Genomic DNA, 12,376 nt, shown 5'->3' on the forward strand with positions numbered 1-12,376 from the left:
TATACCTTTCAATAGGTATATCTGCTTTTTATTGATGTTCTATCATCTTCATAGCTTTCATTGCTTCTCTTGCTTTATAGAAACCTTCGGCTATGTTCAATCCATGATCTCCAATTCTTTCAAAATCTGTAAGAATCTTTGTATAGACAACACTGTTCTCTGTTGTACATTTTTTATCTTTTAATCTCTTAAGCTGATTCACTGTAAACTGATGATGTGTCTTGTCTATGTTCTCTTCTATGACATCTACCTTGTCTACAATGCTACTGAACTCATCATAATTCATGATTCTCAGCTCATCTAGTATATTGACACAAAGACTGCTCATGATTCCTATCTCATCCATGGCTTCATGTGAGAATCGTCTGTCTTCACTTTGAAGTAGCTCGGCCCTTTGGGCTATGTTCACCGCATGATCTCCAATTCTTTCAATGTCTGATGATATCTTCATGAATAGACCTATGGCCTGTGATCCATCTACTGGAAATTCTGTTGAAATCGCATTTGTTGTAAAGTCTACGATATTTTTATTCAAATAGTTAATATATTCTTCATTCTTTTGTAACTTTTCATATTTGTCTTCCTTGAACTCTATCAAAAGTTCAAATGATTTACGAACATTATCTATTGCAACATCTAGCATGTTCTGTGTTTCATTGAACAACTGCGTATTCGCAATTGCACTTGTTCCAATATGATAGTCGTTTGTAAAGATACCAAAGTCTAAATATTTTAACTGCATCTTTCCTTCCAATTCTGGTTTTTCTGGTAAAATAATGAATGATAAATCGACCAGTTTTGTTCCAATTGGTAACAAGATGATTGTTGTCACAACATTAAATACTGTATGTACATTGGCAATTTGTGACACGACATTACCTGGTGTCAATGACTCCATAAACGCAGCAAATGGTGTCAGCATACTAATAATAACAAAGATAATTGTTCCTATAATATTAAATGATAAATGAATAATGGTTGTACGTTTGGCATTACGATTAGCACCAATGGAAGCCAATACAGCCGTAATACATGTTCCGATATTTTGTCCATATAATACATAAATGGCAGATGGTAATGTAATAACACCACTCATCGCTAACGCCTGTAAAATACCTACTGATGCTGATGATGACTGAATGATGGCAGTAAAGACTGCACCTACTAAAATACCAATCAATGGACTTTCAAAGTTTGCGACAATATTCGCAAATTCTGGTGAACTTCTTAATGGTGCCATAGCACCAGACATCATTTCCATCCCCATAAACAAAATACCTAAACCAGCAATAATTTCACCAATTGCATCAAGTTTCTTGCTTTTGAAAAAGGCAATTAATACAACCCCTATAAAAGCAATAATAGGTGCTAAAGCTGTAATATCCAAGGCAATCAGCTGTCCTGTGATTGTTGTTCCAATATTGGCACCCATGATGACCCATACAGCATTTTTCAATTGCATAAGTCCCGCATTGACAAATCCTACTGCCATAACAGTTGTGGCAGAAGATGATTGCATGATTGCTGTGGTTAAAGCTCCTACCAGCGTTCCTAAAAAACGATTTGTTGTCAATTTTTCCAAAATTGACTTCATCTTATTCCCGGCAGCCAGCTCCAAACCAGTTGACATCATTGTCATCCCATAAAGGAATAAAGCTAACCCACCTAGCATAGAGAATATGTTTGTCAGTTCCATCTCTTCCTCCTATTTACACACAAAACAAACTTAACATAATCTTTACATAATGTAAACATGAATTTTACAAAAAAGATTTGATTTTATCAGCTTTTGTTAAAAAATCTTAATAAAAAAATATCAACAAAGATATTCTATCCATCAAGACTCTTTATAAATAACTATTATTCCCTATTTTCAATTTTAAATGCGTAAAAAAACCAATGAGATCTAATTCTCATTGGTTTCCATTTTTTTATCTTTTCACTCTATCTAATTTCCAGATATCCTTAACGTATTCTTCAATTGTACGATCTGATGAGAAATATCCAGATTTTGCGATATTGACAAGACACATTTTAGACCACCTTGAACGATCACGATATAATTCATCTACTTTTGCCTGAGCTTTTAAGTAAGCTTCAAAATCGGCAAATAAGAAGTATTCATCATTACGATTCATCAATTCATCAAAGATCATTCTGAATTCTTCACGTGATTCATGGAATGTTCCATCAACTAATGAGTCAACAACATGTTTAATACGTGGATCATTATTATAATAATCCCATGCGTTATATTGACCATTCCATCTTAATTCATTAATTTCATTATCTTTTAATCCAAAGATAATTACATTGTCATCACCAACACGTTCAGCAATTTCCACATTAGCACCGTCAAGTGTTCCTACTGTGACAGCACCATTCATCATAAATTTCATATTACCTGTACCACTTGCTTCTTTACCAGCTGTTGAAATCTGTTCAGAAACATCTGCAGCAGGCATAATCTTTTCAGCAATTGTGACACCATAGTTTTCAATAAAGACAACTTTTAAATATGGATTTGTTTCAGGATCATTATTCACAACATCTGCAACACTATTAATTAATTTGATAACTTTCTTTGCAAAATAGTAAGCAGGAGCAGCTTTTGCACCAAAGATAAATGTTCTTGGATAAATCTTAAATTCAGGATTCATCTTCATTTGCTGATATAAATAAATCACGTGCATGATATTTAATAATTGACGTTTATAAGCATGTAATCTTTTGACTTGAATATCAAAAATACTATTCACATCAACTTTAATACCATTGTGTTTATAAATATAATCAGCTAAAACTTGTTTTCTTTGTTGTTTGACATTGTAGAATTTACCTTGAACAATAGAATCATCAACATAATCCATTAGTTTTTCTAATTCTTCTGGATGTTTAATCCAATCATTTCCAATTGTTTCATTTAATAATGATGATAATTCAGGATTTGAATAAGCTAACCATCTACGATGTGTAATACCATTTGTTTTATTGTTGAATTTCTTTGGATATAAGAAATAGAAATCTTTCATTTCCTGTTCCATTAAAATTTGTGTATGAAGTCTAGCAACACCATTAACACTAAAACTTCCTACAATTGCAAGATGAGCCATATGTACTTGTCCATCTTTTAAAATCATAACACGATTTAATAAATCTTCATCATTATCACTGATATGTTTCACATATCCAATAAATCTTCTATTGATTTCTTCAATAATCTGATAAACTCTTGGAAGTAATGCCTGCATTGTTGAAATTGGCCATTTTTCCAAGGCTTCTGATAAGATTGTATGATTTGTATAGGCACATGTTTGTGTTGTAATATGCCATGCTTCATCCCAATCCATATCATATTCATCAATTAAGATTCTCATCAATTCAGGGATGACCAATACTGGATGTGTATCATTTAACTGAATAACATTCTTTTCATGGAAATTAGATAATGATGGATAAACTCTTAAATGATTTTTAATGATTGCACGTAATCCTGCTGATACAAAGAAATATTGTTGTTTTAAACGTAATGTACGACCAGCAAGTGTTGAATCATCAGGATATAATGTCTGACAAATATCTCTGACTTCTTGAGCATATTGTCTAAAATCTTTATTAGATGGAATTTCATCACTTGGTTCTGAATGCCATAAACGAAGTGTGTTTGTCACAGTTGTATCATTACCAACAATTGGCATATCATAAGGAACAGCTCTGACACATTCTGCATCCACATGATCCCATTTTCCAGTTTCTTCATTCCATACGACATGTCCCCAGAATTTAACATCAACAGCATGTTTAGGTTTTCTCACTTCCCACATATTTCCTAATTTTAACCATTGATCAGGAACTTCAACTTGATATCCATTTTCAATTTTCTGTTTAAATAAACCATATTCATAACGAATTGTATTTCCAAATGCTGGATAAGAAAGTGAAGCTAATGAATCCATGAAGCAGGCAGCAAGTCTTCCTAAACCACCATTTCCAAGTCCTGCGTCAGATTCTAATTCTTCCAAATCATGGATATTAATTCCATAATCTGCTAATCCTTCTTTCGCAATCTCATAAATACCTAAATTCATCATATTATTTACCAATAAACGTCCAATCAAAAACTCCATAGAGAAGTAATGAACTTGTTTTTGGTAATTTGTTTTTGTAGCCATTTTTGTCATAGCCCAATTGACAGAAGCATAATCACGAACCATTCTTTCAAGTGTCATGAACTTTTCTGTAATGTGTGATTCTTCTACTGTACGTCCGTAAGATTCAATAATTCTTCTTGAAAACTCATATTTAAATTCTTCTTTTGTCTTAAACATATCTCGTCTCCCTCAACTATTTTCTCTTCAATTCAAATATCATACTCGAAAATGGTGCAATGTCAACCAAAATTGAATTTTCTTTGTTGACAGCGTGTATTTTTTGTGATTTGATAGCACGTTTATTCGTTAAATTGCTTCCTGTATAGTAGTCTGTATCCGTATTAATAATCTCTTTATAAGTTCCTGCTACGGGAACTGGAATACGATAACCATGATGTGTATTTCCTACAAAGTTCATCACGCAGACAAGCACTTCCCCATCTGGTGCATAACGCGCATAAGCAAAGACACTTTGTTTCATATCATCAACAACGAGCCATTCAAATCCTTCAGGATAATAATCATACTGATATAAAGCAGGATGTTTTAAAATCAGATGATTTAAGTCATGAAAATATCTATGGAAAGAATCATGTTGTGGGAATTTTAATAATACCCATCCTAAAGCTTTCTTTTCATCCCATTCTTTATATTCAGCCAGCTCATTTCCCATAAAGTTCAATTTCTTACCAGGATGTGTCATCATATATAAATACAATGACTTACATTGAGCAAACTTCTGGTCATTATTTCCCCACATTTTATCTAGAATTGTACCTTTACTATGAACCACTTCATCATGTGAGAATGGTAAAATATAATTTTCACGATAGAAGTACATCATAGAGAATGTAAGTTTATTATGAACATCTGGATATTGTCGATAAATTGGATCCTTTTTAAAATAAGCCAATGTATCATTCATCCAACCTAAATCCCATTTATAATCAAAACCTAATCCTCCAGATTGTGGAGCTGTTGTGACATTTGGATAATCTGTTGAATCTTCCGCAATCAACATGACACCTGGGAATAATCCATTCATATGTGAATTCATACGTTTCATGAATTCAATAGCGCCATCATTAACGCCACGTTCCTTATTTCCTTTCCAGTAAATCAAATTACTGATCGCATCAAAACGAATACCATCAACATGGAAATAATTTGCCCAGAAATGAACAGAAGACATCAAGAAACTACGAACTTCTTCTCTTCCTAAATCAAAATAACAGCTATCCCACTCCGTATATCTTAAATTAATATCTGGATATTCATAAACAAAACCACCATCAAATTGATGTAAACCATGTCCATCTTTTACAAAGTGCGCTGGAACAAAATCCATAATGACACCAATGTTATTTTTATGGCAGGCATTAATAAAAGCCATTAACTGTTTTGGATTTCCATAACGGCTTGTTGCACTGAAATAACCTGTTGCCTGATATCCCCATGAACCATCAAATGGGAATTCAGTCAATGGCATCAGTTCAATATGTGAAAAACCATTTTCTACAACATAAGGAATGATCTGATCAATCATTTCTTCATAGCTGTAATATTCACCATCTTCTTCATCCGTAAAATCTTTTTTCATTTTCCATGAACCAATATTGGCTTCATAGATATTTAAAACTCTATCAAAATTCTTTGTACGTTTATTTAACCAACGTTTATCAGCCCATCTAAAACCATCAATTTTATAAACTTTAGACGCTGTTCCTGGTCTTAATTCACTAAAGAAAGCATATGGATCTGCACGATCAACCCAAGATCCATTGGGTGTTTCAATACGATATTTATATGTATCATATTGTTTGATTTTTGGAATAAATAAAGTATAAATACCCCCATCAGTATATTTTTCCATATAATGATTTTCACCATTCCATTGATTAAAATCACCAACAACCTGCACACTTCTTGCATTTGGAGCATAAACGGTAAATCTTACACCCTTTTGTCCATCTAATTCCTCAAAATGTGCACCAAAAACTCTATACATCTCTAAACAATTTCCCTCATGGAAAAGTTGTATCAAAAAGTTATCCAATTGTGCCATATTAAAACCCCTTTCATAGTTTTTATTATACATGAAAACGCTTAAAAAAGCACCCATTATTTGTCAAATGAGGATTTTCAATGAGTTTCTATCTCCTATTTTCTATGATGTTTTCTACATATATTGAATATAAAAAAAAGACAGATTACTCTGCCTCTTTGATAAATTCAATAACGTCATTAGGTGTACAATCTAATGCTTCACATATTTTTTCTAAAGTATATGTTGAAATACCCTTTCCATGTTTAATATTATGGATTGTTCTTGAATTAATTCCATATTGATGGATAAGGGCATATGTTGTTATAGATTTTTCCTTCATTGTCTTAAATAATGGTGCATAACTAATCATCCTATCACAGCCTCTATTTTATTATGCCCATTTCTTAAGATTATGAATATATTGAAAAATGTAACTATAATGACATGTACTAACCTTTTATCAATGAAAAAGTATGACTCAAAAATGCTTCTTTTATCTTCAAATCATACTTCTTGTTTGAATATTATTTGACAATAACTTCACTGACATCTTTCAATAAAATAGAATATGTTCCATCTTCCTGTTTCACTTTTTCTACCTTATCTCCAGATAAGTATTCTTCTATTGGTAAGCTAATTTCAATATCATCATCTAACACTAGCTTACATTTATCCATTGATGTTAAAGATAAGCTTTCAATACGATCTTCTTCATCAATGCCTAAATCTTTCATCATGATTTCACTTTCTTCCTGTGCCTGACCATCAGATTCCAATACTTTTTTCACAATTTCTAATGGTTTAACAGGTTGATTTGTATCAATTCTTTCCTGAATTTCATGCTTCATTAAAGGTAAAGCTTTTCCATCATTGACATTATAAATATCATCCATCTTTTTCACAACTTTTTTCATTGTTGACATTTTTTGTTTATCCGTCAACTTTTCTTCACCTTTAATCCACTGTGCATTCAAATAGAAATCCATTCTTCCATCAATCATATATTTCTTTTCAATTAAAAATAATTTTTTAGCATCCACATTCACAACAATCGCTTCATCCACAGGAGACCCCATTGTTGGTAAAACCTGTTTTTTGGTAATACGAATGTTTTCTTCATCAATCACACTCATAGGAATATAACGATAGTTGAGCTTTAATGCTGCTACATATCTTTCCCCATTTTTATAACAATCCACAAACAGCACATTGCTGTTAGGCATTTCTTCTATAACTGAACCTAACGCAAATAATTTGTCCGTCATTTCATGTGCCTGTTTGATAAATTTTTCATCACTTTCAATCATCTTGTCACTTCTTAACATCATTTCATGTAAAGAACCAACTGTTAATTCTTTGAGTGAAGGAGAATTTAAAGCTTTTTCTACTTTCTTACGATAATAATCAATAGATGTTTCATTCATATCGACAAAGTCAGTAGAATGATAAATCTTACGATGTTCAAAATCTAACATATGCATTAAAATTTTATTTATGACTATTGTATTCATCTTACCACCCGCAAAGATTATAACATATTTCTTTATCTATGACATTAAATACTTTATAATAATCTCGAGGTGAAATTATGAAAATTGTCATTGCCCCAAGTAAAACAATGAAATATCAAAAGATTCCTTTTGTTGGTAGTGAACCTTTGTTTCAAGAAGAAACACAATATCTTACAAACATTTTAAAACAATATAATGATGAACAGTTATGTCAGCTCATGAAAATATCTTATAAACAAGCGACTCAAGTGTATCAGTATTTTCATGAAGAACAGACTGCTCATCCTGCTTTAGCTTTTTATCAGGGAACTGTTTTTAAACAACTTGAATTAGCATCTTACATAAATCATCATGATTATCTCTTAGAACATTTACGTATTTTAGATGCTTACTATGGTGTTTTAAAATACAATACTTTGATAACCCCTTATCGTTTAGATATGACAATGAAACCTGATCATATTAACTTATATGATTATTGGTATACACCTTTATATCAACACTTTGAACAAGTTGATTTCATTATTTCTTTAGCCTCTAAAGAATTTACAAGTATGTTAAGACATCCTCATATCTATTTTATAGATTTCATGATCAATGATCAGGGGAAAATGAAAAGAAATGCCATGATTATTAAAAAAGCCCGTGGTCAGATGTTAAATCAGATGGTCTTAAATGAAATTTGTACATTGGATGAATTGAAAACACTCAATATTGATGGTTTTACATATCAGCCAGATTATAATCAAGAAGGTACTTTAGCATTCGTCAAAGTACTATAATATAAAAAGGAAATTAGTATGTTAAAAAGTGAAAAAGTTATCGTCATTGGAATTGGATCTTTTATAGGGTTGTTTATCTTGAACTCTTATTTTTTATCTTATATTTTATCATTTCTTGTGATAGGTGGAGATGATTATGTGCTCTCATATCTGATGCCTATATATAGTGGTATTGCACTGATTGGAGCTATTATTATCTGTTGTAGCTACATCATTATCAAAAAAATAAATCAACTAAGAGAGGAAAGAAACAAATGATTACCATTCGTCATGAAGAGAAAAAAGATTATATGACAGTAGAAAATGTTATCAGGCAATCCTTTTATAATGTTTATATGCCTGGATGTTATGAACATTATTTAGCACATATCATTCGTAATCATGAAGATTTTATTCATGAATTAGATTTTGTTTTAGAAAAAGATGGAAAAATTATTGGGAATATCATGTATACCAAAGCAAAGCTTATAGATGAAAATAAAAATGAAAAAGTTGTTCTCACTTTTGGTCCTGTCTGTATTTTACCTGAATATCAAAAACAGGGTTATGGAAAAAGACTGATTGAACATTCAATGAAAGAAGCCTATCAGCTTGGATATGATACTATTGTCATTTTAGGCAATCCTGGAACTTATGTTCGTTTGGGATTTCAAAGCTGTAAAGATCTTCATGTCAGTCTAGAAAATGGAAAATATCCAACAGCATTGCTGGTGAAAACTTTAGTTCCTCATGTTTTAGATCATCACTCATGGACTTATTATGAAAGCCCAGCTATGGCATTTGACCCACAAGTTGCGAAAGCTTTTGATGATTCCTTAGAAAAAATGGAAAAGAAACATCTTGCCAGTCAAGATGAATTTGCGATTATCAGTCGCTCATTTATAGAATAAATATGCAAGTTACCGTGACTATTGATCGTCCTATGGGCAGTTTTCACCCTCAACATAAAAATCTATATTACCCTATTAACTATGGATACATTGAAGGAATCATAGGTGGTGATGGAGAATATCAAGATGCCTATGTCATTGGTGTTGATATACCTTTATCTCATTTTACAGGAAAAGTCATTGCCATTATTCATCGTTTCAATGATAATGAAGATAAATGGGTTATTGCTCCTATATCAAAAACCTATACAAAAAAAGAAATAGAACAATATGTCTATTTCCAAGAACAATTCTTTGAATATGAAATTGAAATGATGATTTCACATTTCTAACGACTTTCTATGAGAGAGGTCGTTTTTACTTTACTAAATAATGATATTGCATACCTTCACGAATATCTTTTGAAGGCTGTCCTAATTTTTCTAAGATTGTATAGGCAAATTCCAAAGCAGCGGCAGGTCCACGTCCTGTAATCATATTCTGATCACAGCATACTAATACATCCTGATAAATCCCTGAAGGAATTTCTTTTTCAAATCCTGGATAACAAGTGAATTTCTTATTGCTTATGACATTGGCTTTTTCTAATGAAATAGGCCCTGCACAAATGGCTCCAATCCATTTTCCCTGTTCATTAAAACTTTTTAAAATATCTATCACTCTTTGATCATCACGAAGAGATGTCGCTCCAGGTAATCCTCCTGGCAAAACAACAATATCCACATCATAAACACTTTCATCAAACAACTGATCCATTTTAACTTCTATACCATGTGAACTTTTAACACTCATTGCATCCATTCCAACCATTAGACATGTCAATTGTGCTCTTCTTAACACATCAACAACACTTAATGCTTCTAATTCTTCAAAACCATCTTTAAATAAAACAGCTGCTTTCATCTTCATTCCTCCTTTGATTCTTTTCTTTATTTTAACATATTTTTTTAAATAAACAATGAACTACACTTTTATAAGCAATTATGTTATGATTATAACCATAAAAGAAGGTGAACCTATGATTGACAAAAGTCAAATAGTCAAAAAAAATAAAACAATTTTTTATTTAACATATGCCATTTTACTGGCTTTTGTTGTTTTTAATTATGAAACTGTTTTTGCTATACTCAGTGATATCTTAGCACTTGCGACACCTTTATATATCGCTATTATTATCGCTTTTATTTTAAATATACCTATGCGTAAGATTGAACATTTGTATGGTAAAAAGATCAAACGTAAAGGACTGAAAAGAGGTTTAAGTATTGCAACAACATTAATATTGGCTGTTATCTTGATTATTCTCTTTTCAGCATTTATTATTCCTAGACTTGGTGAAAGTATTGCTTTAATTATTACAAATATTTTTAATTATGCTGATCGTCTCGTCACAATGATTAATGATGCCTTAGCTCATTTCCATATCAATTATGCGATTAATTATGAATCTATTCAACAGGCTCTAACAAGCCTTGATTTGAATCATTTGCTTTCTCAAAGTGGTAATATTTTAGGGAATGCTGGAATTCATCTTATTTTTCAATCTATTGGTATCTTTGGTGTTTTTATTAATGCGATTACATCTTTTATTATGGCTATCTATTTACTGGCCAATAAAGAAACGCATTTAAGACAATTAAAGAAAATTGTGACTTTCTTATTTGGATATCATCGTTCATTGGTGATTTTTGATATTGGTGCCGAAGCCAATCATTATTTTAATGGTTTTGTTTCTGGTCAGCTGTTAGAAAGCTGTATTTTAATGTTTTTAATGTATGTCGGCTTTAGAATAACAGGCTTACCTTTTCCAGAATTGATTGCCTTTATTATTGGTATTTCCAGTCTTATTCCAATGTTTGGAGGTTATTTTGGATTTGCGATCAGTTTTATTTTAGTATTAGCTATTAACTCTACACAAGCTATTATCTTTACAATCTGCTTTGTGATTATTCAGCAATTTGAAGCCAATATTATTTATCCTCGTGTTGTAGGCGGAGCTGTTGGTATTTCTGGATTATATGTCTTATTATCATTAGTTATTTTTGGAAACTTATTTGGATTCTTTGGATTATTAATTGCGGTTCCAAGCATGGCCTTAATCTATGCTGTAGGAAGTCGCGTTGTTAATATTTCATTATATCGCAAACATATTGAAATCACTGATAAAACGATTAAAAAATTTGATGAGTAAAAACGGACATTTTGTCCGTTTTATTATTTCCATGATTCGATCATCTTTTTAACAGAGCGATTCATTTCCTTACGATATTGAGCATGGAATTTCCTTTTCGCAAAAGCCTGTATATAATTTTTGAGTTCATCTTCATTTTTACCAGTCTGTTTAATAAACATCTGTTTTGTTTCATCCATTGTTTTATGATGATAAGTATTGACACTTACCATATCTGCCAAATCAAAACGCTGTGGTTTTGGACGATTTTGTTGTTGTAGCGTTGGTTTTCCCAAAACAAGTAAAGTTGCTGGAATGGCATACTTTGGTAAATCAAAAAGCTTTTGATGAATTTCAAAATTTTCTAAAATATCCCCAATATAACAAGACCCTATTCCTAAAGACCATGCTGCTACGACTGCATTTTGCGCCGCAATCATACAATCTTCCAAAGCTAAGATCAAATCAGACTCTTCCAATGGTTGGATATCTTTATCATAGTGAGTATATATATCATACCATTTTTGATAATCAGCTAAAAAAAGCAAAACCATAGGTGCCTGACTAATAAATGGCTGATGATCACAGGTAATAGCGAGCTGATCTTTTAAGGACTGATCCTGTATATCAATAATAGAATAAAGAGCCATATTGCCTGCTGTCGGTGCCTGTAAGGCAGATTTTAATATCCATTCTTTTTCCTCTGGCGTTATAATTTCATCACTATAAGCACGAACAGATTTTCTGTCAAATAATTCCTGAATTGTTTGATTCATTTTCAATACCTCCCTATTTATGATTATATCATAATCATGGATTATTTGT

12 protein-coding genes are annotated in these 12,376 nt (G+C 31.7%); 5 read left to right on the plus strand and 7 right to left on the minus strand.

From position 1 onward, the window contains the following. Window positions 1–28 precede the first annotated feature (28 nt). From E0K96_RS02140 to E0K96_RS02160, 5 genes are all read right to left on the minus strand, one after another. Window positions 29–1,696, minus strand: a complete 1,668-nt coding sequence (locus E0K96_RS02140) for a Na/Pi cotransporter family protein (protein WP_168080838.1) — start codon at window positions 1,694–1,696, stop codon at window positions 29–31. A 235-nt stretch (window positions 1,697–1,931) separates the two neighbouring features. Further along, window positions 1,932–4,328 (minus strand): glycogen/starch/alpha-glucan phosphorylase, encoded by a 2,397-nt coding sequence (locus E0K96_RS02145; protein WP_168080840.1) that lies wholly within the window; start codon window positions 4,326–4,328, stop codon window positions 1,932–1,934. 16 nt (window positions 4,329–4,344) lie between these two features. Then, window positions 4,345–6,216: a 1,4-alpha-glucan branching protein GlgB gene (glgB, locus tag E0K96_RS02150; RefSeq protein WP_168080842.1), complete on the minus strand. Its 1,872-nt coding sequence runs from the start codon at window positions 6,214–6,216 to the stop codon at window positions 4,345–4,347. Between the two features lie 145 nt (window positions 6,217–6,361). Further along, window positions 6,362–6,568: a helix-turn-helix domain-containing protein gene (locus tag E0K96_RS02155; protein WP_087245696.1), complete on the minus strand. Its 207-nt coding sequence runs from the start codon at window positions 6,566–6,568 to the stop codon at window positions 6,362–6,364. A 154-nt stretch (window positions 6,569–6,722) separates the two neighbouring features. Continuing rightward, on the minus strand, window positions 6,723–7,709 hold the full coding sequence (locus E0K96_RS02160) for a nucleoid-associated protein (RefSeq protein WP_168080844.1): 987 nt from the start codon (window positions 7,707–7,709) through the stop codon (window positions 6,723–6,725). Between the two features lie 77 nt (window positions 7,710–7,786). On the opposite strand from E0K96_RS02160, the gene E0K96_RS02165 reads away from it, so the two are divergent. From E0K96_RS02165 to E0K96_RS02180, 4 genes are read left to right on the plus strand one after another with little or no spacing between them, the layout of a single operon-like run. After that, complete coding sequence (locus tag E0K96_RS02165) at window positions 7,787–8,491, plus strand: YaaA family protein (protein ID WP_168080846.1); 705 nt, start codon at window positions 7,787–7,789, stop codon at window positions 8,489–8,491. An 18-nt stretch (window positions 8,492–8,509) separates the two neighbouring features. Continuing rightward, window positions 8,510–8,749 (plus strand): hypothetical protein, encoded by a 240-nt coding sequence (locus tag E0K96_RS02170; RefSeq protein WP_168080848.1) that lies wholly within the window; start codon window positions 8,510–8,512, stop codon window positions 8,747–8,749. After that, entirely contained in the window at window positions 8,746–9,381 is a 636-nt protein-coding gene (locus E0K96_RS02175; protein WP_168080850.1) for a GNAT family N-acetyltransferase, read from the plus strand. Before E0K96_RS02170 ends, E0K96_RS02175 begins: the two co-directional genes overlap by 4 nt. Window positions 9,382–9,413: 32 nt before the next feature. Continuing rightward, on the plus strand, window positions 9,414–9,713 hold the full coding sequence (locus E0K96_RS02180; protein ID WP_240924400.1) for an inorganic diphosphatase: 300 nt from the start codon (window positions 9,414–9,416) through the stop codon (window positions 9,711–9,713). A gap of 25 nt (window positions 9,714–9,738) precedes the next feature. Here the strand turns inward: E0K96_RS02180 and E0K96_RS02185 are convergent, their stop codons facing one another. Beyond that, complete coding sequence (locus E0K96_RS02185) at window positions 9,739–10,284, minus strand: DJ-1 family glyoxalase III (RefSeq protein WP_087245685.1); 546 nt, start codon at window positions 10,282–10,284, stop codon at window positions 9,739–9,741. A gap of 115 nt (window positions 10,285–10,399) precedes the next feature. Between E0K96_RS02185 and E0K96_RS02190 the strand changes: the two genes are divergently transcribed. Continuing rightward, window positions 10,400–11,572 carry an AI-2E family transporter gene (locus E0K96_RS02190; protein WP_087304317.1) on the plus strand — a complete coding sequence of 391 codons (1,173 nt, stop codon included), beginning with the start codon at window positions 10,400–10,402 and terminating at the stop codon, window positions 11,570–11,572. 23 nt (window positions 11,573–11,595) lie between these two features. Here the strand turns inward: E0K96_RS02190 and E0K96_RS02195 are convergent, their stop codons facing one another. After that, window positions 11,596–12,327, minus strand: coding sequence for a nitroreductase family protein (locus E0K96_RS02195; protein WP_087304316.1), 732 nt, complete (start codon window positions 12,325–12,327; stop codon window positions 11,596–11,598). Window positions 12,328–12,376: the final 49 nt, after the last annotated feature.

The sequence above is a fragment of the Massilimicrobiota sp. SW1139 genome (assembly GCF_012027715.1).
GTDB lineage: Bacteria > Bacillota_I > Bacilli_A > Erysipelotrichales > Coprobacillaceae > Allocoprobacillus > Allocoprobacillus merdigallinarum.

Coding starts and splice junctions, on each gene's coding strand:
- E0K96_RS02140 (WP_168080838.1), bottom strand. CDS start 1,696: ATGGAACTGACAAACATATTCTCTATGCTAGGTGGGTTAGCTTTATTC.
- E0K96_RS02145 (WP_168080840.1), bottom strand. CDS start 4,328: ATGTTTAAGACAAAAGAAGAATTTAAATATGAGTTTTCAAGAAGAATT.
- glgB (WP_168080842.1), bottom strand. CDS start 6,216: ATGGCACAATTGGATAACTTTTTGATACAACTTTTCCATGAGGGAAAT.
- E0K96_RS02155 (WP_087245696.1), bottom strand. CDS start 6,568: ATGATTAGTTATGCACCATTATTTAAGACAATGAAGGAAAAATCTATA.
- E0K96_RS02160 (WP_168080844.1), bottom strand. CDS start 7,709: ATGAATACAATAGTCATAAATAAAATTTTAATGCATATGTTAGATTTT.
- E0K96_RS02165 (WP_168080846.1), top strand. CDS start 7,787: ATGAAAATTGTCATTGCCCCAAGTAAAACAATGAAATATCAAAAGATT.
- E0K96_RS02170 (WP_168080848.1), top strand. CDS start 8,510: ATGTTAAAAAGTGAAAAAGTTATCGTCATTGGAATTGGATCTTTTATA.
- E0K96_RS02175 (WP_168080850.1), top strand. CDS start 8,746: ATGATTACCATTCGTCATGAAGAGAAAAAAGATTATATGACAGTAGAA.
- E0K96_RS02180 (WP_240924400.1), top strand. CDS start 9,414: ATGGGCAGTTTTCACCCTCAACATAAAAATCTATATTACCCTATTAAC.
- E0K96_RS02185 (WP_087245685.1), bottom strand. CDS start 10,284: ATGAAAGCAGCTGTTTTATTTAAAGATGGTTTTGAAGAATTAGAAGCA.
- E0K96_RS02190 (WP_087304317.1), top strand. CDS start 10,400: ATGATTGACAAAAGTCAAATAGTCAAAAAAAATAAAACAATTTTTTAT.
- E0K96_RS02195 (WP_087304316.1), bottom strand. CDS start 12,327: ATGAATCAAACAATTCAGGAATTATTTGACAGAAAATCTGTTCGTGCT.